The sequence below is a fragment of the Pseudomonas sp. O39 genome, from assembly GCF_045447295.1.
GTDB classification, from domain to species: domain Bacteria; phylum Pseudomonadota; class Gammaproteobacteria; order Pseudomonadales; family Pseudomonadaceae; genus Aquipseudomonas; species Aquipseudomonas antarctica_A.
In genome coordinates, this window is sequence record NZ_JBJGXV010000002.1 from 1 (window position 1) to 22,145 (window position 22,145).

Annotated in this window: 18 protein-coding genes and 1 pseudogene; 8 read left to right on the forward strand and 11 right to left on the reverse strand. The window is 54.9% G+C overall.

Annotated features, from left to right (window positions below; translation table 11 throughout):
* Positions 1 to 179 precede the first annotated feature (179 nt).
* The 4 genes and pseudogenes from ACI77D_RS02435 to ACI77D_RS02450 all read right to left on the reverse strand — a co-directional run.
* The gene (locus tag ACI77D_RS02435; RefSeq protein ID WP_407015988.1) at positions 180 to 2,159 is read right to left on the reverse strand and encodes an integrase; all 1,980 of its coding nucleotides are present in this window, start codon (positions 2,157 to 2,159) and stop codon (positions 180 to 182) included.
* A complete protein-coding gene (locus tag ACI77D_RS02440) occupies positions 2,156 to 4,051 on the reverse strand; it encodes a hypothetical protein (RefSeq protein WP_407015989.1) in 1,896 nt (631 codons plus the stop codon). Before ACI77D_RS02440 ends, ACI77D_RS02435 begins: the two co-directional genes overlap by 4 nt.
* The gene (locus ACI77D_RS02445; protein WP_407015990.1) at positions 4,032 to 5,513 is read right to left on the reverse strand and encodes a tyrosine-type recombinase/integrase; all 1,482 of its coding nucleotides are present in this window, start codon (positions 5,511 to 5,513) and stop codon (positions 4,032 to 4,034) included. Before ACI77D_RS02445 ends, ACI77D_RS02440 begins: the two co-directional genes overlap by 20 nt.
* Positions 5,514 to 5,591: 78 nt before the next feature.
* Positions 5,592 to 6,293: pseudogene (locus ACI77D_RS02450) on the reverse strand (mechanosensitive ion channel domain-containing protein); the annotation flags it as partial.
* A gap of 193 nt (positions 6,294 to 6,486) precedes the next feature.
* On the opposite strand from ACI77D_RS02450, the gene ACI77D_RS02455 reads away from it, so the two are divergent.
* Entirely contained in the window at positions 6,487 to 7,833 is a 1,347-nt protein-coding gene (locus ACI77D_RS02455; protein WP_128590772.1) for a DEAD/DEAH box helicase, read from the forward strand.
* A 49-nt stretch (positions 7,834 to 7,882) separates the two neighbouring features.
* Here the strand turns inward: ACI77D_RS02455 and ACI77D_RS02460 are convergent, their stop codons facing one another.
* Positions 7,883 to 8,158 carry a hypothetical protein gene (locus ACI77D_RS02460; protein ID WP_064453534.1) on the reverse strand — a complete coding sequence of 92 codons (276 nt, stop codon included), beginning with the start codon at positions 8,156 to 8,158 and terminating at the stop codon, positions 7,883 to 7,885.
* A gap of 155 nt (positions 8,159 to 8,313) precedes the next feature.
* Here ACI77D_RS02460 and ACI77D_RS02465 point away from each other — a divergent pair, with 155 nt between their 5' ends.
* On the forward strand, positions 8,314 to 8,703 hold the full coding sequence (locus tag ACI77D_RS02465) for a hypothetical protein (RefSeq protein WP_064453533.1): 390 nt from the start codon (positions 8,314 to 8,316) through the stop codon (positions 8,701 to 8,703).
* A 104-nt stretch (positions 8,704 to 8,807) separates the two neighbouring features.
* On the opposite strand, the gene ACI77D_RS02470 is transcribed toward ACI77D_RS02465, so the two are convergent.
* From ACI77D_RS02470 to ACI77D_RS02480, 3 genes are all read right to left on the reverse strand, one after another.
* Positions 8,808 to 9,674 (reverse strand): DUF6279 family lipoprotein, encoded by an 867-nt coding sequence (locus ACI77D_RS02470; RefSeq protein ID WP_407015991.1) that lies wholly within the window; start codon positions 9,672 to 9,674, stop codon positions 8,808 to 8,810.
* 66 nt (positions 9,675 to 9,740) lie between these two features.
* Complete coding sequence (locus ACI77D_RS02475; protein ID WP_064453531.1) at positions 9,741 to 10,463, reverse strand: TorF family putative porin; 723 nt, start codon at positions 10,461 to 10,463, stop codon at positions 9,741 to 9,743.
* A gap of 208 nt (positions 10,464 to 10,671) precedes the next feature.
* Positions 10,672 to 10,851 (reverse strand): hypothetical protein, encoded by a 180-nt coding sequence (locus ACI77D_RS02480; protein WP_003193095.1) that lies wholly within the window; start codon positions 10,849 to 10,851, stop codon positions 10,672 to 10,674.
* 322 nt (positions 10,852 to 11,173) lie between these two features.
* On the opposite strand from ACI77D_RS02480, the gene ACI77D_RS02485 reads away from it, so the two are divergent.
* From ACI77D_RS02485 to ACI77D_RS02495, 3 genes are all read left to right on the forward strand, one after another.
* Positions 11,174 to 12,010, forward strand: a complete 837-nt coding sequence (locus ACI77D_RS02485; protein ID WP_407015992.1) for a S1 RNA-binding domain-containing protein — start codon at positions 11,174 to 11,176, stop codon at positions 12,008 to 12,010.
* A gap of 52 nt (positions 12,011 to 12,062) precedes the next feature.
* Entirely contained in the window at positions 12,063 to 12,461 is a 399-nt protein-coding gene (locus ACI77D_RS02490; protein ID WP_221295363.1) for a DUF2177 family protein, read from the forward strand.
* A gap of 198 nt (positions 12,462 to 12,659) precedes the next feature.
* The gene (locus ACI77D_RS02495; protein ID WP_407015993.1) at positions 12,660 to 14,102 is read left to right on the forward strand and encodes an NCS1 family nucleobase:cation symporter-1; all 1,443 of its coding nucleotides are present in this window, start codon (positions 12,660 to 12,662) and stop codon (positions 14,100 to 14,102) included.
* Here ACI77D_RS02495 and ACI77D_RS02500 read toward each other — a convergent pair.
* On the reverse strand, positions 14,014 to 15,231 hold the full coding sequence (locus tag ACI77D_RS02500) for an MFS transporter (RefSeq protein WP_064453528.1): 1,218 nt from the start codon (positions 15,229 to 15,231) through the stop codon (positions 14,014 to 14,016). The two genes, ACI77D_RS02495 and ACI77D_RS02500, sit on opposite strands and share 89 nt — an antisense overlap.
* Positions 15,232 to 15,334: 103 nt before the next feature.
* Here ACI77D_RS02500 and ptrR point away from each other — a divergent pair, with 103 nt between their 5' ends.
* The 3 genes from ptrR (at position 15,335) to ACI77D_RS02515 (ending at position 19,110) form a co-directional block, all read left to right on the forward strand.
* Positions 15,335 to 16,228, forward strand: a complete 894-nt coding sequence (gene ptrR / locus ACI77D_RS02505) for a putrescine utilization regulator PtrR (protein WP_064453527.1) — start codon at positions 15,335 to 15,337, stop codon at positions 16,226 to 16,228.
* A 142-nt stretch (positions 16,229 to 16,370) separates the two neighbouring features.
* A complete protein-coding gene (locus tag ACI77D_RS02510; protein WP_256347311.1) occupies positions 16,371 to 16,493 on the forward strand; it encodes a PA1414 family protein in 123 nt (40 codons plus the stop codon).
* Between the two features lie 535 nt (positions 16,494 to 17,028).
* Positions 17,029 to 19,110, forward strand: a complete 2,082-nt coding sequence (locus ACI77D_RS02515; RefSeq protein WP_407015994.1) for an FAD-dependent oxidoreductase — start codon at positions 17,029 to 17,031, stop codon at positions 19,108 to 19,110.
* A gap of 97 nt (positions 19,111 to 19,207) precedes the next feature.
* Here ACI77D_RS02515 and ACI77D_RS02520 read toward each other — a convergent pair whose 3' ends face one another.
* The gene (locus ACI77D_RS02520) at positions 19,208 to 20,590 is read right to left on the reverse strand and encodes a sodium:solute symporter (RefSeq protein WP_407015995.1); all 1,383 of its coding nucleotides are present in this window, start codon (positions 20,588 to 20,590) and stop codon (positions 19,208 to 19,210) included.
* A 35-nt stretch (positions 20,591 to 20,625) separates the two neighbouring features.
* On the reverse strand, positions 20,626 to 22,137 hold the full coding sequence (locus ACI77D_RS02525; RefSeq protein ID WP_407015996.1) for a purine-cytosine permease family protein: 1,512 nt from the start codon (positions 22,135 to 22,137) through the stop codon (positions 20,626 to 20,628).
* Positions 22,138 to 22,145 lie beyond the last annotated feature (8 nt).

Genomic DNA, 22,145 nt, shown 5'->3' on the forward strand with positions numbered 1-22,145 from the left:
CTAGGAGATTTAGATGCTTCCAGCGCTACGTTTTTCAGAGTCATCTTCGAACCTGAAGGTAAAACCATTGTGGAATTATTTAAGATACGAAGTGCCGCATCGTAGTAGGGCTTTAAAGTTGAATTTTTTCCGTGCTCTACTGACATATCGATCCTCTCCGTCATGAAAGTAACATTTTATTAACCGCGCGCGATGACGCGATCTCGAAAATCCTTGAAGTCTTCCAGATTTTGAAGCTCTGCACGGTATTCTATGGTTCCAGGCTTGAGTTCCGCCAAATCAAATTCCATGATCTCAATTGTTTCAGCCATCTTGGCCTCCTGCCCAACAAATTGTTTGCACGTGATGCAGGTGTCCATTTTCGCATGAGCCCGCTTATCGCACGGTGTAGGAGAGGTGCACCCTCCCGCAGGGGTTTCTTGGTATGCCGTCAAACCAAGCTTCACTTGCTGATTTGTCTCTGCCTCTGTGCCGGCTAGCCAAGGGAACTCCTTTTTCATTTCCATTGCTCGACGTCCGGCGAAACCGTACATTTGCTCTGCTGATTTGAGCACGTCACGAATGAACACTGCAGCATCAGCCTCTTCCTTAGCTCGCTTGAGCTCCCTTGTGAGCTGAGGATTGATGTCACTAAATAGGTAGTTTTTAGCCGAACAACCTTTCATGTAGTAGGTCGACATAGCCTTGGTGATATGCCGTAGCAGGCGCTTGAGCGAGGGAAGGGTGATCAAACCGCTTTGCCCGGCAAACACAGCAATTGAGCGGCGAAACTGGTGCGAGGTTATCCGCCAAGGCTGACCGATCTTGAATTTCTTGTCATCACGCCAGTTTCGATACGGATCAATGGTTTCCAATTCGCGGATATCGGCGTCTGTAATGATGACGGGCGGAAGCCTGTCATCGAGATTTGTACGCGCCACCCCCTCTTTCTTCGAGCTACCTGAGAAAGGCAAGTTAGAGGCCGCCAAGAGTAGCCAGCTCACCTCCATGTCGTCTTTTGCGTGATAGGCTACGAGCTTTTGAATGGACTGAAGAACCTGTACAGGCTCGCAGATGTCGCCAGTGGTAATCCATTTCGCAGCTGTTTTTTCACTTTCGAGTTTAGTCGAGATGCCGCAAACGTAGAGTGCTTCATTATTCCAACCCTGAATAGGCTCCAAGCAGTTTGCCTGAAGATTTAAGACTTCACTGTCCCGCATGAGAGTGAATAGATGGATCAGGCACTTTGCGCAGTATTGCACAAGTGATAAGTAGTTAGTCGCGCACTTCGTAACATTCCAGTCATATTTGTCCGCAATTGCTTCCAGTTTGTATGATTCAACAGCCTTCCAGAAGGTAATTGGTTCTTTACTATAAGCGGATCTGGATTCTAAAGAAAGTTGTGAAAATTCATCTTGATACTTATACCGGGTAAGATTTCCCCTTCCAAAGAATCGGTCGAGGATTGTTCTTTTAATGAAATCATGTATGTTTTGCTGGTTCTTCAGGTAGTCATCAATGCACTCTTTGTACTGTTTGTATTTTGTCCAGAGTATTCTACTAGGAATTACAGCGTGCTGGTTGCCTTCGTTACGAGACTCTCGAGCGATTTTTTTAATAAGTGGAAGGATGGTACCGTCAATCGAGAAGCCTCGGTCAACACTATCAATGCTGACAAGCGTTCGGATCAGCGCGAGTAGTTGTTTGTTGTAAGAAACTGGAATGTCTGTCAGCATTTTTTCAAATAGTACTTTGGAGTTGAATATCTCTTGTATTGGAATGTTGCGTTTGTTACTGAATGTGTTTACGTGATAAAGCGCTACCATCGTTGATTGCATAGTAGGTAAGCGTATGGCTTTACCGGTCTTAGATTTTGTTGAGAACATCTTCATTGTGAAGATTCGCTTACAAGTGGCAACGTTCTCTGGGCTGAATCTTCCCGCTTGCCGAAATGGCAAAAAATCAAAATATGGATTGTCTTGGATACTGAATGCGAATGCAGGGAGGAACCATTGGTCATCATCAAAGAGGGAAATAACCGATCCATCTAACGACCGGGACATTACTAGGCCCGGGACGATCCGAGATAGCTTCATCCCATAGTATGCATCAGTCTGCAAATGAGCCTTTTTTAGAGGAAAGGCGGTACTGCTGGCGGAGATTTTACGCTTAGCTGTCATTTCATCACCTTCAGTTGAACCATTCGATGGTAAAAGCGCTTCCAATAGTCAGAAAGCTTGAATTCATTACTAATCTCGGCGCTAATTTGATCAATTGATCCTGACAATTCGGGACGATGCTCCCGAAGTTCCGAAATGATGCGATCGATCTGCGCGATAGCCGCTCCGTGAACTTTGTCGAAATGACTTTTATCTGCACAGGAGTTCAGATATTCCAAGGTGACGAAACGCATGCTTAGAAGCTTACGAATAGAAGGTTCAGTGGCATGGGTTCTAAATTGACTACAAAAAATGCAACCTTCAAAATTTTTGCAGTTGGGTTCATAGTCAGGAGGCGAAGCGATAATTTCTGAACGCCCTGCTATGTCTGCACAATCACCTGCAGGTGTCTCTTCGCCTGAGTAATCATTTAGTAGTTCAACCAAGCGCTTCATCATTGCAGTAATTTCAGCTATGGCGGTACTTTCCTGTGCTTGAGCATAACTGTTGAGAATCGTCCTTTCACTTGTTTGCAATAACGATGAAACGACTTGGACAGAATGACCATGGGTGAGCAAGTAGTTGCTTTTGTATTTTCTAAGTTTTTGGTAGCTTAAGACTTTTAGGTCGGGAATCAATAGTCGCTTGATTCTGTCATTAAATTTGGCAATCTCACTCAAGCCTAATTGGCCATCTATGGAATGCTCATAAATTCTCATGCCGATGAATAAGAATTCATTTTTTTGTCCGTCGTCAATAAATTTTCGCAGTCGGATGAATTTATCAAATTGCTTGGTAAAGGTTTTTTTTATGGAGAATTTTACTTCTCTACCTCTCGCTCGCATCTTGATTCCAACAAATCCTTTTTCTCCGGACTCAAAGGTTTCATAGCTTTCATCAAAGAGTAGGTCTCTCAGGGTCTGTTCATTAATGCCGCTATTGGCTACAAATAAGGGGATAAATGAATCATGTGCAATTTTAGCAAGCTTCATTCGCTTCTCGTGCCGCTGATCATTATTGGCCTTGTATTTGATTTTGTTTGCGGCTGCGAGATCGGCTTTCACGAAATAATGAGGTCGGAGACTAAGTTTTGTTGCTTCCAGCGTTGTGCGGATTGTACCTTTTTCGTAGTTCCAGCAAATATTAAATTGAACCTTCGGTTTTTCTGAAAGTACTCTTTTACTTATAATCGGGTATTCTGCCGGAAGTAGCCAGAGATATTCAGTCATGAACGGAATTCGGGCAGGAAATTTTTTGAATTTTATTGCGAATTCGGTTAGTCCGTCAAATAGGTACTGGCAAGGCGTAAGGTATGCTTCAATTTCGCTTTGAAGAGGTGGTTCGGTGGGATTAGAACTGCCCCCGTCGTTAGAGATAATTGGTAAGTCATCTCGAAAATTAAATGTGGTGTACGGGAAGAAAATTGATCCGCTCCGTAGCGCCATTGACTGGTGAAGGCTCGCAGTAAGTTTTGACTTGTCCTTCATCAAAACTTGCTGAAGCAAGTTTTGTGTATATGCTTGCAAAGCCTCATGATAGTTTTCAGGAGATTTCAGGAAATTCTCAAATCCACAGGAGTCTGCCCAGTCGAAGATCGCGGTAATTTTAGTAGTGTTGGCGTAGATGGTGGTGGCAGTGTTCCGGGTGTAATAGAACGTGACCTGTTGTATAATCCAAGCGCGTAAGGCCTTCTTGCGCTCTGGACGGAGCGTATGAAGATCTACTTTCTTTGTCAGTGCTCGGGTAGTCTTGGTGCGATTTTGGTAGCAAAGCGCGCCTATATCGACTTTACGTTCTTTAGTGCACTGTACAATAAGACCTTCGATAGCGGTATCAGCAATCTTTCGCTGGCACTCGTCCAGTTGAAGGTTTTGGATGTTGATTTGGTAGATATCACGATCGAATACCCTCATGTCGTCTCATTTCCGTATTAATAACGCCTTCAAGGTGAGATTCAAACTCCGATTGGGCGTTGGCAATCAGAGGATGATCAGATCTAAACCTCAGGTAGCGCATGGATACGTCAACGCTACTGTGGTTTAGTCTTCTTCTAACTAAATCCAGTAGGCTGAGTTGCGAGATGTCACTCTTATTTGACTTGTTCATATGATCCTCAATCAAATTCATTCCAAATGTTGCGCGTAGGTCGTGAAATCGATACTTGAAGGCCTGATTTTGTTTAGTTAGCTCCTCTAGGATTTTTTTGACAAACTGTCGGATGGCGGATCCACGTTCATTGGAATATCCGAATAGTTCGCTATCTTCTTCGGCTACGTAGTACGATTTTCCCGACCTCGTCAGGAAGACTAACTCATCAAAAATATCTTGAATTGGTGATTTCATGGCTCTGTCCTTGTGTCGTTGAGAATTGAGATAGATCGTAAGTTGGTAGTGCAACCAGGCAGGCATTAGTACGTCTTGTTCCTTGTTACCTTTCGCCCCCACATTTGTTTGGCCTCCAATGGAAATCGCGTACAGTGCATTCCTTTGTTCATCATGTGGAGAGCCTACATCTTGGCGAATGCAATGTACGCGCAGATTGAGGATAGACTGAATTCTCATTCCTGTGGTTAACGCAACGATATGAATTAGCAGCATCTCAGTATTGCTAAGTCGTACCAATGCAGCAATCAGTGCTTGCTGGTTTTCCCGGCTGATGGGGTATAGCTTTCCTCCATCTTCAATGTAATCGCCCGTCGAGACTCCAGCTGTCTGACTAAAAGTTAAATCTGTACAAATGATCTCTCGGGATTGCCGAAAGCCATGTTGGTCGATATACGAGATATACTTTGTTGTGCTAACCCACATGGCCTGCTGAGGTCTGAATCGTCCCGTGTTTACCATCCATCGATAGAATCCAATCATGCTGGTGATCTTTCGATTGGCCGTTGCTCTCCCTAGTTTTTCACCACTCCCCGTTGTACCGCCCCTTATCTTTCGCAGTACGGCCTTTTTCATCTGGGCCTGGTAGTAGTAAGTCGGACGGCTGAATGACTCTCCCTCAAAATCAAGGTAGTCCCTCTCACCTTCCTGCATTTTGTTCATGAAGTTGCACAAGTCCCCAGCGATGTTCTCGACCGTGGGTGTTTTCTTTCCTTGTTCTGCAGAGAGCCAGTACAGGTAGAGGCTGCCGTCGCACCAGATACTGCCGTCAGGCTGAAGGATTACATATAGCGTATTGATGCTTGCCGTTTGGTAGGGGAGGCGTTTGACAGGGTAGGATTCGATGCTGAGGCCGTCCTCTGCGATCCCCCCTACCCAGTCCATGGCTTGATCAGAGGCACAGGGTTGCCAGAGCTTGACGTTCCGTAGCACCACCTTGGTATAGGAACCGGTGGATTCTTGAGTGGTTCCAGGGGGAGGGTGTGAGGTCATGGACATCATCCCGATAGAGATGTCTGTCAATTCAAGATCAGCTCACGGGTTGTGTCAAATAGCGGGAGCTCACGCGTGGTTCTGCACCTTGACCGTGTGCAGGGTGATGTCCACCACGTCACCGTCGGCGCCGACCTGCGGCATTTCGATCCAGTCGCCGACCCGCAGCATGTCGTTGCTGGTCAGTTGCACGCTGGCGACGAATGACAGCAGGGTGTCTTTGTAGACCAACAAAATCACCGCCGACATCGCACCCAGACCGGACAGCAGCAACAACGGCGAGCGGTCGATCAGGGTGGCGACGATGATGATCGCGGCAAACACGAACAGCACCATTTTCGTCAGTTGCACATAGCCCTTGATCGAGCGGGTGCGGGCATGCTCGGTGCGTGCGTAGATATCCAGCAAGGCGTTGAGCAGGGCGCTTACCGCCAGCGTCATGAACAGGATGGTGAACGCCAGCGCCACATTGCCGATAAACAACGTGGCGGTTTTGCTCAGTCCCGGCACCAGGTAAAGGCCGAACTGAATCACCAGGGACGGCGTCATCTGCGCCAGGCGATGAAAGACTTTGTTGTGCCGCAGGTCATTGAGCCAATGCAGCGCCGGTTGTCGGCCGAGCAATTTGACGGTGTGGAGAATGAGGTACCGCGCTACCCGTCCGAGCAGCAGGGCCACCACCAGCAAAACCAGCAGGCCCAGGCCGGAATGCAGCAACGGGTGTTGGTCGAGGGCGCCCCAAAGGTCTTGGAGGTTGAGCCAGAACTGTTTGATATCCATGGGTGAAACTGATTCTTCTGTAAGACAACACGGGCCGATTAGAGCATTTAAGTGCAACAAAGTTGGTTTTACGGACAAATGTCTTAACAAAAAAGCAGCTGATTCGCGCTGTTCGCGTAAAGAAACTCGGTTTGGACGCCCGAAACCGTTACCCTATGCAGCTGATATTTTGTATTTCTTCGAGGTAGCACCCGTGTTTTCCCAATTCGCCCTGCACGAACGCCTGCTCAAAGCCGTGGCCGAGCTTAAATTTGTCGAGCCTACGCCTGTGCAAGCAGCGGCCATCCCGCTCGCGCTCGAAGGGCGTGACCTGCGGGTGACGGCTCAAACCGGGAGTGGCAAGACTGCCGCTTTCGTCCTGCCGATTCTGAACCGCCTGATTGGCCCGGCCAAAGTCCGTGTCAGCATCAAGACCCTGATCCTGCTGCCGACCCGTGAGCTGGCCCAACAGACCTTGAAGGAAGTGGAGCGCTTCTCGCAGTTCACCTTCATCAAGTCCGGCCTGATCACCGGCGGCGAAGACTTCAAGGTCCAGGCCGCGATGCTGCGCAAAGTGCCAGATATTCTGATCGGCACCCCAGGCCGTATGATCGAGCAACTCAATGCCGGCAACCTTGACCTCAAGGAAGTCGAAGTACTGGTACTCGACGAAGCCGACCGCATGCTCGACATGGGCTTTGCCGACGATGTGCAACGCCTGGTGGCCGAGTGCGTCAATCGCCAGCAGACCATGCTCTTTTCCGCCACCACCGGCGGTTCGACCCTGCGCGACATGGTTGCCAAGGTCCTGAACAATCCTGAGCACTTGCAGGTCAACAACGTCAGCGATCTGAACGCGACCACGCGCCAGCAGATCGTCATGGCCGACCACAATGTGCACAAAGAACAGATCCTCAACTGGCTGCTGGCCAACGAGACCTATCAAAAAGCCATCGTATTCACCAATACCCGCGCCGCTGCCGACCGTATCTACGGTCGCTTGGTCGCGCAGGACTACAAGGCATTCGTGCTGCACGGTGAGAAAGACCAGAAGGATCGCAAGCTGGCCATCGACCGTCTCAAGGCCGGCGGCGTGAAAATCCTGGTGGCCACCGACGTTGCTGCCCGCGGCCTGGACGTGGATGGCCTGGACATGGTCATCAACTTCGATATGCCACGCAGCGGCGACGAATACGTGCACCGTATCGGCCGTACCGGGCGTGCCGGCAACGATGGCCTGGCGATCTCGCTGATCTGTCACGGCGACTGGAACCTGATGTCGAGCATCGAACGCTACCTCAAGCAGTCGTTCGAGCGCCGCACCATCAAGGAAGTCAAAGGCACTTACACCGGGCCGAAGAAGGTCAAGGCGTCGGGCAAAGCCGTCGGCGTGAAGAAGAAAAAAGTCGATGCCAAGGGCGACAAGAAAAAGGCCGGCGCCAAGTCGCCGACCAAGCGCAAGATCGCCAATCGGCCGAAGACCGACAACCTGTCGCTCGTCAGCAAGGACGGCATGGCGCCGCTCAAGCGTCGCAAGCCAGAAGCGCCTGCTGCCGAGTAAGGTTGCGTTGATATGAAAAAACCGGACGATGTCCGGTTTTTTTATGCCTTCAGTTTTTTGTCTTGGCGGCGGCTTCGTCGAGGTCTTTCAGGCGTTGATCGATCAATTGGCATTTGTCGGGTAAATCGGCAGCGGTCGTGTCCATATCCATTTTCTGCAGCTCTGCATTTATTTCTTTGGCCTTGGTGGGGTTTTGCTTCGTGAGCTTGGTCACTTCCTGTGCCAGTTGCTCGCGTTTCGCCGTGGCCTCTTCCGGTGTGCACGCCCAAACGGGCAGGGCGGTCATCAACGTGGCGGCGATGGCCAGGTTCTTCAGGGTTTTCATGGTCGGACGTCCTTGGCAGTGGTGTTCAGTTGAGGGGGCGAACGTCTGGAAAGTTCAGAGAAATGACGCCCGTCCATTCGGCTGAACGGCCAGTCACGGGGCATGTCACACCTTTAGACGGGCTACTTTTCCAACGGCCTGCAGGAGGAATCAGGATGACGACTTACAACTGGGATTTGATCGAACGTCTGCTGCATGAAGTGCAGAATGGCGAGGGCAGCTTTGCACCGCGCAAATATGCCGAGCAGGAGGCTGCCGATAAGGCGACTGCAGGCGAGTCCACCGGCAATCTGGACACGCTTAAAAAGACCGCTGCCGACTATGAGGCGTTGTTGTTCAAGCGTGAGTTCATTGAATCGCGCCCCGAGGAAGAGGGCGGCAACGGTGAGAACTTCATTTTGACTGCGCGAGGTGCGCAACTGCTGGCGCTGATCGACAGTTCGATTCCGGGCAATGACCACCCGCGTCAGGTGTTGGATGAGCAGGCGGATGCGCTGGAGCCGGCGACGTTTGATGAAGTAGCTTCGAAGGCGCAGATTGCTTAAAGGCACTACGCAGGCCCATGTGGGAGCGGGCTTGCTCGCGAATGCGGTGAATCAGTCACACGATAGATCGACTGAACAACGGCCTTCGCGAGCAAGCCCACATTTTAAATGGCGGTAGCCTTGAGGCATTTGAGTGCCTTGAAATCGTTGCGTACGCTATCGATCTTCTGTGTCAGCTTAAGCCGTTGCTGCACGGTGCTTTCAGCCATCAAATCCACAATCAGGCTGCGTGCCGCTGCTTCAGTCTGGGCATAGGCGACCCGGTATTCCGGGGGCCACAGGCTCTCTCGATCCACCAGCAATTGCTCAATTTTCTGTGGGAAGTCGGCGCTCTGGCGTTGCTGCACCGCGGCGATAAATTGCGCCTGCCAGCGGGCGCGGTTGCCGATCCACTGCTCATTTTGCTCACCCAGCGCAATCGACCAGGCGGTGACGCGGTTTTGCTGGCTGGCGCTGAGCGGGCCCATCCACGCGTCAAGGCGTTTGCTCATGCGCTGGGCGCGTTCCTTGATCTGCTGTTCCAGTGGCGGCTTGAGGTATTCGTCCTGGCGTTTGCGCAGGTCCTTGGCCAGGGCGTCGTTCATGTCCTTGACCTGTTGATCATCCAGGCCTTTGAGCAATTCGATCGCTGACGGCGTGATTTGCCGCGCCACTTCGGCAATCGCTTCTTTGGCTTCGACGGTACGGGCCTGTAGCGCGGCATCGGTGACCTGGTTGTTGTCGACCATCTGTTGCAGGCGATCAAGCCAGTCCAGGTAGCCTGGCAATTGCGTGGTGCAGTGCCAGGCCAGGTGTTGCTTGAGTGTGTCGTTGAACCAGTTCTTCTGCCCGGCATGCATGTCCAGGTAGTCGCTGAGGGTCCAGGGGATAATCACGTCCAGGTTGCGGTAGGCGAGGCCTACACGATTGCAGCCGGCGAGTACCAGGCTCAAGGTCAGCAGTACCACCAGAAGTTTGAGCCGACGCAGCATGGGCAGGTCCTTGCGCAGATGGGGTTAATGCATGTGAACCTGCGCGGTGCGCGACAGTTCAGCCCATCAATAAAACGACCGCACAGCCTTCAAGGTCAACAGGCCATCGCATTGCGAATTGTGTCCTGAGTAGGCTGAGCAGCTTCCGCCGCTGAGGCTGGAGTCGCTGTAGATCAAGTCCAGGTCGACACCCTTCCAGGCGCGGGAGAATTGTACCGACCAGTCGCTGAAGCTGCTGATGGAGCCACCCTCCACCGAGGCCGGGGTGCCCAGTTGATGAGTGGTGTACTTCATGCTGACGCCGATGCCGAAGGGTTGCGTACCGCCGAGGTCGGCAAAGAGCGTGCTGTCCTGGCGGTCGGGGTCGTTACTGAAGGAGGCGCCGAAGCGATTGCCCAGCAGGTTCAGGCCGCCATAGAACTCCTGGCTGTCCAGAGGGCTGAGCTTGGGGTAGCTGTAGTGGATCATGCCCACTTCATAGCCCAGGGTTTGGTCGAAGGGGTGTTTGAAGCCCATGTAGGAATCGACTTCGAGGTTGTTGGCTGATGACAGCCCCATGTTCGGTGAGAATTGGCCGAAATACACGCCGCTGTTGTGGCTCAGGTCCAACCCGCCGTGGAACGAATCGCTACCGGGCGAGGTGGGTTTGACCAGACCCTGGGCCATGCTGCGGCTTGGTGTGGTGCCCAATTTCAGGTCGAAATCGCCTAACTCGCGCTGAAAAATCTGCGCTTGCGCAAAAGGGCTGGCCGCTAGGGCAGCGATCAGAAAAAAGCAGGGCTTGAGCATGCTTCACTCCATGAAAAGCGAGGAGCAGTGACAGAGGAAATCGGGCAGATGCCCGTACTAGACGTGTGCAAGCATACCGGCGAAAGCTGGGCGGTGAGCCCCGTTCGTCGATTAGCGCAATACGGTGTGATGCAGAAAGGGTGTCTCGGGCTCTAGTCCTAGCGCCTTGAGGATAAGACGCTTAGGGACCAGGTGTAATGCGCGGGTGTTACTTCTTGCCCAGGCTGATCTGCTTGGACGGGCCGAAAGTCTGGCCGCTCACGCCCTTGGCAATTTGCTGGATTTCACCGCCGGACTTGAGGAACGCAGCAATCTGGCTGTTGATCGATTCGCTGGTTTCAACGGCTGGAGCTGGCTTTGCTTTGCTGTTGGATGCTTTTACGCGCATGGCGGCCACTAACCTGTAGAAAATTAACTTGGCCAGGCATCGTACAGGAAATACTTGACAATTGCTTGGTAAATATCCCCCGGGAATAATGGGTGCGCTCATATTCAGCCAAAGTTTGGCGTTGAAATAACCCCCTAACTTACTGTTTTAACTGGAAACCATAGGGCGGATGGCCGCTCGTCCCCGATGAAATTGAAATGATTGATCAGACGAGCGGGGCGCTGCCAGTAAAACGCCACGCCAGCCCTCGATTTTTCAGGCGAACGCGCGTGCCGAGCGCAACTCGGGTAGAATGCTGCCCACGTAACGAGGGTATTTGGAAATGGCTTTAGTCGGGCGCTACAACAGCTTGCAAGTGGTTAAACACACTAACTTTGGTTTGTACCTGGACGGTGCGCAAGATGGCGAAATCCTCTTGCCCAACCGGTATATCCCAAAAGATATTCCCAGTGAAGATGAAGACTGGCTTAACGTTTTCATTTATCTGGACAGCGATGACAAACTTATCGCGACGACTGAGAAGCCGAAAGTTCAAGTTGGCGAATTTGCCAGTTTGAAAGTAGTGGAAGTCAACAGCATTGGCGTATTCCTCGACTGGGGTTTGCCCAAGGATCTGTTGCTGCCGTATTCGGAAGAAAAACGTCAGCTGACCGCCGGGGAATATTGCGTCGTGCATGTCTACCTCGACAAGCACACCAAGCGCATCACCGCCACTGCACGGCTGGACCGCTACCTGGACAAGACGCCTGCCAACTATCAGGTAGGCCAGGAAGTCGATCTGCTGGTGGCTGAAGCCACGGACATGGGCTTCAAGGCGATCATCAACAACAAGCACTGGGGCCTGATCCACAAGAACGAAGTGTTCAAGTTCCTGCGCCCGGGCAAGGAAGAGAAAGGCTTTATCAAAGAGATTCGTGCCGATGGCAACATCAGCCTGAGTCTGCAGCCGGTCGGCCAGGAAGCGGCCTCCAGCCTGAACTCGAAGATCCTTGCCAAATTGCGTGAAAACAACGGCACCTTGCCGGTCAGCGATAAAAGCGACCCGGCAGTGATCAGCAACTTGTTCGGCGTCAGCAAAGACAACTTCAAGAAGGCCATTGGTGCGCTCTACAAGCAGGGTCAGATTGTGATTCATGCCGACCGCATTGAACTAAGCTGAGTGGGGTTTGCTCTTCTGTAGGAGCAAATGTGCTCCTGCAGAGGTGGTGTGAATGTCCAAAAAATCGTTGTTCGCCTATCTCGGCACCTTGCTGGCTTTCCTGGTGCTCGACGGCCTCTGGCTCGGCGTCCTCATGGGCCCGACCTACAAGTCCCTGCTGGGTTCGCTGATGCTTGATCAGCCGCGCCTGTTGCCCGCCGTGTTGTTCTATCTGCTCTATGTCATCGGTTGCGTGGTGTTTGTAGTCCTGCCAAGCGCCAGTTGGCAGCGTGCTGCGCGCCTCGGTGCCTTGCTTGGGTTGGTCGCCTATGGCACCTACGATTTGAGCAATTGGGCCACGTTGCAAGGCTGGTCCGCAGGTCTGGCGATCATGGACATGGCCTGGGGCACGTTTCTGACGGCCGTATGCTGCACTGTCGGCTACCTGTGTGCACATCGGGTGCACCACTGATTGTGTACAGGATTTATGTGCACCGTTGCTGAGCGTAGTCCCCGTCTTTAATCCACGCTGAACCCCTTTGGGACGCAGTTTCAGAGGGATTGTGTGCCATTGGCACGCATTCTGCTGAATGCCTCGTATACAAACCATGCCGCCTTCCGTATGCACCGTGTTACGGAAGCGCAGGCCGGTATTTCGAGGAGCCCAGCGATGACCGAACAATTGCCCACCGGCTACAGCCCGCGCCTGTACAACCAGGATTTGGGCCCACTGCCGCAAAAGTGGACCTGGTACAACATTTTCGCCTTTTGGATGAGCGACGTGCACAGCGTCGGCGGCTATGTATTCGCCGCCAGCCTGTTCGCCCTTGGGCTGGCCAGTTGGCAGGTGTTGATCGCCTTGCTCGCGGGTATTTGCATTGTGCAACTGATCGCCAACCTGGTTGCCAAGCCGAGCCAGCAAGCTGCAGTGCCGTATCCGGTCATCTGCCGGCTGGCCTTTGGGGTGTTCGGTGCGAACATTCCGGCGGTGATTCGCGGCCTGATCGCAGTGGCGTGGTACGGGATTCAAACGTACTTGGCGTCGAGTGCCTTGATCATCGTGGTGCTGCGCTTCTTCCCACAAATGGCGGTGTACGCAGAACCGCATTTCGCAGGTCTGTCCTATTTGGGCTGGTTTGGTTTCCTCAGCTTATGGGTGTTGCAGGCCGCTGTGTTCTGGGCCGGCATGGAATCCATCCGCCGCTTTATCGACTGGGCGGGGCCGGTGGTCTATGCGGTGATGTTTGCCCTGGCTGGCTGGATTGTGTGGAAGGCGGGCTGGGCGAATATCAGCTTTACCCTTGCGGAAAAATCCCTGTCGGGCTGGCAGGCTTTTGGCCAAGTCATTGTGGCGACGGCGCTGGTGGTGTCTTACTTCTCGGGGCCTACGCTGAATTTCGGTGATTTCAGCCGCTACTGCCGCAGCATGCAGGACGTGCGACGCGGCAACTTTTGGGGGTTGCCAGTGAATTTCCTGGCATTCTCGCTGGTGACGGTTGTAATCGTTTCGGGCACCTTGCCGGTGTTTGGCGAAATGCTGCACGACCCGATTGCCACCGTTTCGCGCATCGACAACAGCATGGCTGTGCTACTCGGTGCCTTTGCCTTCGTGACGGCGACCATCGGCATCAATATCGTCGCCAACTTCGTTTCTCCGGCGTTTGACTTTGCCAACGTTGCGCCGAGCAAAATCAGCTGGCGTGCCGGTGGCATGATCGCGGCGGTGGCCTCGATCTTTATCACCCCGTGGAACCTGTTCAATAACCCGCTGATGATCCACTACACTCTGGATATCCTCGCCGCCTTTATCGGGCCGCTGTTTGGAATCCTGTTGGTGGATTTCTATTGGGTCAAAAAACAGAAAATCGATGTGGATGCCCTGTTTGATGACAGCCCGAGCGGGCGCTATTACTTCGATGGCGGCGTGAACTGGACGGCGGTCAAAGCGCTGCTAGCGGCGACGCTGGTGGGCGTTGCGATCACGTTCACGCCGGCGTTGCAGGGCATGGCCAACTTTGCCTGGTTTACCGGTTGCTTCCTGGGTGGGCTGTTTTTCCTGATCCTGGCGCGGCGAGAGCAGGTTCGCCTGCCCGCGCCAATGGTTGCTGGCTGACAGCAGCGGCAGGGCGCAGTAACACCGCGCCCGCCACCAACAGGCCTGCACCTGCAATCACCAGCGCCGGTTGCAGGCCGCCGCTCAGATGACTGCTCACCGAGGCCAGCAACGGCCCACTCAATTGACCGATGGCGAAGCTCGCCGTCAGCAAGCCGGTGCTGCGCTGGTAGCCGTGGGGCGCGACGTCCCGCAAGCGTTGCATCACCAGCATCATGCACGCCAGGAACGGCGTACCGCACAGCAATACTCCCAGCGCCAGGCCCCAGCCATTGCCCAGCAAGCAGGCGAACACGCCGGCTGCTTGCAGCCACAGGGTGGTCATCAGCCATCGACGGGTGGTGTGTGGGTGATGGCGGCGCAAGCTCACCACCACGACCCCGATTGCGGCAGCGAGGCCGAAGCACGGCCAGAACAGATCGGCTTGCCACGCACCCTGGAATTGCGCGCTGGCCATCTGCGACAGAAAGGTCGCCGGGATGATGTAGCCCAGGCCGTACAGGAAATAAATCCAGCACAAATGCGCGATGCTTTCGTTGCTGCCCGTGCTGGAGGTGGGAGCAACCGTGGTAGTCGGCTGAGGCAAGAACGGCAGAATTGCCAGTAGCATGACCAGTGCCACCACGCCATAGACGAGCCACAGCGTGGCAGAGCTTTGCCCCAGCAAGTTCGAGCCCAGGGCCAGCAAACCAGTCAGTAAAATCCCCAGCCCCGGCCCGGCAAATACCAAGGCACCCAGGCGTGGGCGCCCGGCGGCAATCGCCAGCGGCTGACTCAAACTGGTGATCATCACCAGCGCCCAGGCACTCGCGACCCCCGTCCCGAAGCGCAGCAGCAGATGGGGCCAGAACCCATGCGCCCAATACGACGCCAGCGTCAGCAATACGCACAGCCATAGCCCGCCATAGAGACGCCCGCGGACATGATGATGGCTGCGGGCAAAAATCGAATCCACCGCACCGACGAAGTAGCCCAGGTAGTTGGCAGCGGCAATCAGCCCGGCGCCGGTCAGGTCGATCTGCCCCTCGCTGAGCAAATGCGGCATCTGCGGCGTAAGGGCGAAACGGCCAATGCCCATGGCCATCATCAGGGCGATAAAGCTGGCGAGTAAGCGAATCAGCGGTGACATGTTCAGGTTTCCTGCAAGGAAGCGAAGACCTTCAGGCTAAAGCGGATTGACTTTCTGTAAAAATGAATAATAGTGAGTAACTTGTTCAGTTTTGGAGAAAGGTATGGAGTTCAGTCAATTGCGCATTTTCCAGGCCGTGGCGGAAGAGGGCTCCATCACCCGTGCGGCCGAGCGCCTGCACCGTGTGCCGTCGAACCTGTCGACGCGGCTCAAGCAAATGGAAGAGCAGCTCGGCGTGGACCTGTTTGTGCGCGAGCGCCAGCGGCTGCAGCTTTCTCCTGCCGGCAAAGTGTTGTTGGACTACAGCACCCGTCTGATCGCGTTGCACGATGAAGCCCATGGCGCCGTTCAAGGCGGTCAGCCAGCCGGCGATTTTGTGTTGGGCAGCATGTACAGCACCGCCGCGATTCATTTGCCAAAGTTGCTGGCGCGCTATCACAAGGCTTATCCGATGGTGAACCTGCAAGTGCAGTCGGCGCCCAGTGGTGAACTGCTGGAGGGCTTGATTACCGGGCGCTTGGACGCGGCGTTGGTGGATGGCCCGCTGACCATCGCCACGCTGGACGGGGTGCCGCTGTGCGAAGAGCGCCTGGTGATCATTTGCGAAGCCGATCACCCACCCGTGCGCGGGCCGCAGGATGTTGCCGGCCGCTCGGTGTTCACTTTCCGACGCAGTTGCGCCTACCGCACGCGCCTGGAAACCTGGTTTTCCCACGAGCGCGTGGCCATGGGGCGGGCCATCGAGATTGAGTCCTACCAAGGTATGCTCGCTTGTGTGATCGCGGGCTCCGGCGTGGCATTGATGTCCGAATCCATGCTCGACAGCTTGCCGGGCAAGGACAGCGTGTCCGTTCATCCGCTGACAGGGCCTTTTGCTACTGCGACGACCTGGCTGATGTGGCGAAAGGGTATGCTCGGCGCTAACCTCAATGCGTGGATTGACCTGCAACAGGAAGGTAAAGCCGGGTTTTTGCAGGACGCGCGCGCGATTGCTTGAACGATCCGGGATGATTTGGATCAATTCAGTAATAGTTCGTTGTGGTTTCGTTCAAGCATTACGTAGGACTTAGGGCTACTATCACTGTAGGAAAAGGCGACAGAATTCCCGCCGACCCGCATTACCCGCAAAGGGGGCAACCATGAAAGAGAAAATCCAGAACTGGCTCCATGACGTTGGCGTCGCGCTCGGCTTGATAGAGCCTCCGCTGCAACCGGTGCCAATTCGCACGGATGACGAGCAGCGCCGTCCGCGTCGCCGCTAAGCATTCGGCCGACTCAGCTTAAGTGTGGGAGCGGGCTTGCTCGCGAATCCGCTGTATCAGTCGATAAAAAGTTGATTGGTGCGCCGCATTCGCGATTGAGACCGCTCCCACAGTATTTTTGCGCAATGCACAGAAAACGGCTGCGACATCTCGCGTCGCGCCCGCTGTAGAAATCGCTCTAAATCCCGTATCCCCCAAGTCGCCTGCGCCACCGACACTGCTGGCCGGCGCGACAACAAACTCGCCAACTCAATCGCCAGGGTGATCTACACGGTCGTCCAATACTCGCACGTCAGTCAGGCATTGCGTTTGTGTGTGGGAATTGGACTGCGTGGCTATCAGAATCGGCTGGCTTATTTAGTTCTAAGCATACGCGTAGGTTGAGCTCCGACAGGGGAATGTTTGTATCGTTTGCGTTTCTACCCTCTCCTGAAAAGTACCCAAGTATGAATAGCAAACTTCAGGGTTTTTGCGATTTTTTACCTGTGAAGATCTAGATGCCCGAGGCGCTAAGTCAGAATTGTTGGAGACAAGCATGGTGCTCTCTTCCGTTCCGCCAGTTACCACGTCGCTCATCGCCACCACCGAGATTATTTTACATATCGCACCGGTGTCGAAAGGTTGGAAGGCTGACGCCCCGCGCAACGTAGTGTTCTTCCCTCCGACATTAACCCGGCAAGCTCTGCTCTTACAGATCGGGCTCCTGCGGCCATCCATGCTCATCGTCGCAGACCAGACTATCGATGCAGAGGTTATTGACCAATGGCGTACATCCCATCCCTTTGGGGAGCTCTATCTGGTCCGCAGAGGGACGAGTTTGGATAAGGTGCGGTTGGATCTATGCCACGCCAATAACATTCGGGTAGTTAATACGCCAGGGGTCAATGCACCGCATGTTGCTGCCTATATCGCACACTGGCTGACAATGTCTGATGGCTCCATACCCCATGAAGTCTGTGTGCTGGGGTACGGCAATGTGGGAAAGGCGCTCGTCAAGTTGTTACTTGATCGAGACCCGAATGTTCGGATTAAGGTGTTGGGGCGATTCGGTCGAACGCCGGACACTGTCGGGAACGCCAGTTCCGAATCCAGAGTGTCGTTTTTCGTAGACTGGCTTGAGGCGCTGCAAGGGGCTTGTGCTGTCGCCGTATGCGTATCCCTGAATGACGAATCCGCTCATCGTATTGATCGGGCGCTGATCCAGTGCATGCACAGACAAGCTCGCCTGGTCTGTGTCGCCAAGCCGGGTGTCTTTAGCGATGATGCTTTGCAGGCGCTGGCAACGGCGCAAGACATCCAGCTCGTATTGGACTACGGGCCTGCAACATTGGATGCGTTTCGGATTCGCACACAAGCACTCGGTTGTAGTGTCTCCACGTGGTGCAAGCCGGCGACACTGACTACACAGGCAGCAACCACGCAAGCCTGCAATCGCGACCTTGACTATGCGGTCGCGGTTCAGCTGAGCCTGATCGCCCTGCGTGGCCTGGTCAGCCGCAAGCTTGCACAGTCACTGATGATCCCCTCTCAGCAGGTGTATGCCGGGGCGCCACGGGTGTCGATCATCGGCAGAGGTATCAACGGCCTTCTCCAAGCCGTGATGCTTCGCCTGGCCAATTATCAGGTCACGGTATTCGGAGGGAATCAGCAGAGCGATGGCGCCAGTCATAAGCAGGTGAACATGCGCCATCTGTCAGCAACGGAGACCACCGCAAAGCCGCTGAATAACGATTATCTAACGCCCGGTAATCAGTATTTGGCCGTCGAGTGCAATCGCGCAGGGATTGAATTGTTTGAAAAGCTCCTGGCCGACAACCCGTCCCTGGCACGATTCGCGCGGTCGCGGATTGTACGAGCCTATAGGGACGACGCCACGGGTATAGAGGCCGCTATCCGCGAGCAACGCGATATTGAAAACAGACCCTGGCCGAGTGGCAAGCCGGGAGGTGAACTTGCAGAGATTAATCAACTGCAATTTCAGGCACGTTACGCAATGCCTGGCATCGGTCGAGCGATTGAGGTATCGGGTTACGATCTGGAATTTGTCCCGCTAAAAGATGAAATAGAGGCGCTTTTGCAGCGCTCGGGGGTTCAATTCCTGCCCCAGCGCCTGAACCCGATTCAAATTGCTGATCTGAGCCGAGAACACTTCGTCGTCACTGCCATGGGCGTCGAGGAGCCGGAGGCGGTCGCGATCATTGGCTGGTTTTTCAAGCTGCGCGCTGTGGGTGATGAAGGTGCCGGCATACGCGGGCTCAAGCTTCAGTACGATCTGCCAATCGGGGTCATGAATTGCCGCTTGGACGGGGATTTCATTCTGGTCTCAGGCGGGCAGGTGCCGGCCGATTCTTCACCGGAGAATAAGGCGTCAATACTGGCGGCTTGTCTGGCCGCTGTTGCTCGGCACTTTCCAAACGCCTACCGCAGGGCAATCGAAAGGGGCGACCTGCAAGTTATCGAATGTGCCAGGCCCGGCAGTGTAGATGGGCTCTCAATCGTTTATGGGTCCGCTTACAATCGAATTGTGGCCGGGGCGACGTATGCCGCAGGCACAACACAGGGATTGGTATGGGCCTCTTTGGTCCAGGAACTCATCTGCGCAAGAGCGCCCGCTTAAAGGCCGGGATAGCTGAAAGTCGAGCGTTGAATAAAAAAACGGGTGCGACATCCGACGTCGCACCCGCTGAAGAAACCGCTCTAAGTTATTTTATAGCTCAAACCGCCCGAGCCACCGATGCGTCCGGCCGTGGCGACAACATACTCACCACCACAAAACTCACCAGCCCGGCCGCCAGGCTGTAATAGATCGGCGTGCTCGCATCCAGCCCATCCTTGAACATGAACACCAGCGCGGTCACGAAGCCCAAGGTCATGGACGCAATAGCCCCCGACGTTGTTGCACGCTTCCAGAAAATTGCCCCCATCAGCGGGACCAACATACCGCCCACCAGCAGGTTGTAGGCCAGGGTCAGGGCGCTGATTACATCATTGACCACCAGTGCGATACCCAGCACGGCAATACCCGTCAACATCGTGAACAGACGGTTGATATTCAGGCTGGACTGCTTGCCACCCCGCAAACGCGGCAGCAGGTCTTCGGTCAATACAGTCGATGCTGCAAGCAAGCCGGCGCTGGCAGTGGACATCATCGCGGCCAGTGCGGCAGCAATCACCAGGCCGCGAATGCCATCCGGCAACGAGGCTTTGACGATGGCGGCGAAGGCATTGTTGACGTTGTCCAGGTTCGGCAGCAGTACATGCGCCGCCATCCCGATCAACGCGCACGCCAGCCCGTAAAGAATGCAGTAGAAACCGGCGAACGTGCCTGCGTACTGGGCGACCTTTTCGTCACGGGCAGTGAACACCCGCTGCCAGATGTCCTGGCCGATCAGGATGCCGAAAAAGTAGATCATGAAGTAGGTGATGATCGTGTCCCAGCCGATTTCGGTGAAGCTGAAATTCGACGCGGGCAACTTGGCCACCAGTTGGTCCCAGCCGCCGACGCGGTACAGGCAGATCGGCAGCAGGATAAACATCAGCCCGACGGTCTTGATCACGAACTGCACAATGTCGGTCAGGGTCAGCGACCACATGCCGCCGATGGTCGAATACACCACCACCACGCCACCGCCCAACAGCACCGACACCCAGAACGGCAGGCCGAACAGCACTTGCAGCACGGTGCCGATGGCCAGGATCGAGGTCACGCCAATCATCAGCGCGTAGGCCAGCATGATCACCGCACTCGCTTGGCGGGCCATGGGGTTGTAGCGTTTTTCCAGGACTTGGGTAACGGTGAAGATCTTCAGCTTCAGCAACGGTTTGGCCAGGAACAGGTTCAGCGCAATGATCCCGGCGCCCAGCGCGGCGCAGAGCCAGAACCCGGAAATGCCGTGCACATAACCCAGGCGCACAGTGCCGACGGTGGATGCACCGCCCAGCACGGTGGCGGCCATGGTGCCCATGTACAGCGACGGGCCCAGGTTGCGACCGGCTACCAGGTAGTCTTCGTGGGTCTTGGCGCGGCGCATGCCGTAATAGCCGAGCACGAGCATGCCGGCGGCGTAGATGAGTACGACGAATAAATCCAAAGCCATGACGGCGGGTCTCCGATTATCGTTTTTATGGGCGATCAGGCGGCTTGTTGCAGCGCCGGTTTAACGCGCGCATCCATGCGCTTGCTGCGAGGGTCGGCTGGGCCGTAGACGGCAGCCGGTTCCGGGAACATGCGAAGCAAGGTCAGGTACACCACCGAGGCCAGCCCCAGCGTCACCGGCAAGCTGATGTCGATGCCATCGGCAAGGTTGCCCAATGGCCCGACAAACTGCCCCGGCAGGTTGACGAAGCACAATCCCACCAGTGCGCTCGGGATCCAGGCGCCCAGCCCGCGCCAGTTCCAGCCATGGCTGAACCAGTAGCGGCCGCCGGTTTCACCGCGAGTAAACACCTGCAGGTCATCCGGGCAGTAAAAGCCTCGGCGCACGATCAGGCCGATGATCATCATCACCATCCACGGTGTGGTGCAGGTGATGATCAGCACGGCAAAGGTCGACACGCTTTGCACCAGGTTGGCGGCGAAACGTCCGATGAAGATGAAGGCAATCGACATCACCCCGATCAGCAACGTGGCCTTGACCCGTGACAGCAGGCGCGGGAACACGCTGGACATGTCCAGCCCCGTGCCATACAGCGACGTGGTGCCGGTGGACATGCCGCCGATTACCGCAATCAGGCACACCGGCAGGAAGAACCAGGTAGGCGCGACGGCCAGCAGCCCGCCGACGTAGTTGTTGGCCGCGATGTAGTCCGGCGCCTTGATGGCCACGATGGTCGCGGTGGCGAGGCCGAACAGGAACGGGATCAAGGTGGCGATCTGGGCGGCAACCACGGCCAACATGATGCGCATTTTCGGTGTTTCACGCGGGATATAGCGCGACCAGTCACCGAGGAACGCGCCGAAGGAAATCGGATTGCTCATGGCTACCAGTGCTGCGCCGATGAACGCGGCCCAGAAACCGGTCTGGCCCATGGCGACCGTGCCGGCGAAGTGGCTGTCGAACGCCGGTGCAAAGGCGAAGATCCCCAGCAGGAACAGCAGGCTCGCCGCCCATACCGCAATGCGGTTAACCCACAGCATGAAGCGAAAGCCGTAGATGCACACGGTGAGTACGAGCATGGCGAACACGCCGTAAGCCAGGCCCAGGGTCAGGCCGGTTTCCGGCAGGCCGATCAGACGTTTCGCACCACCGACCAGCGCATCGCCCGAACTCCACACCGACAGTGAGAAGAAGGCAATCGCCGTCAGCAGCGACAGAAACGAGCCTACAATCCGACCGTGCACACCAAAGTGCGCACCGGAAGACACCGCGTTATTGGTGCCGTTGATCGGCCCGAACAGGCCCATGGGCGCCAGGATCAGTGCGCCCACCAGCACGCCCAGCACGATCGCCCAGACGCCGGCCTGGAACGACAGGCCAAACAGCACTGGGAACGCGCCCAGCACGGCGGTGGCAAAAGTGTTGGCACCGCCGAAGATCAGTCGGAACAGATCCTTGGGGCTGGCGGTGCGTTCATGGTCCGGGATCTGTTCGACCCCGTTGGTTTCTATTTTGCGAATACTGTTTTCGTTGTTTTTATTATTCATGATCAGCT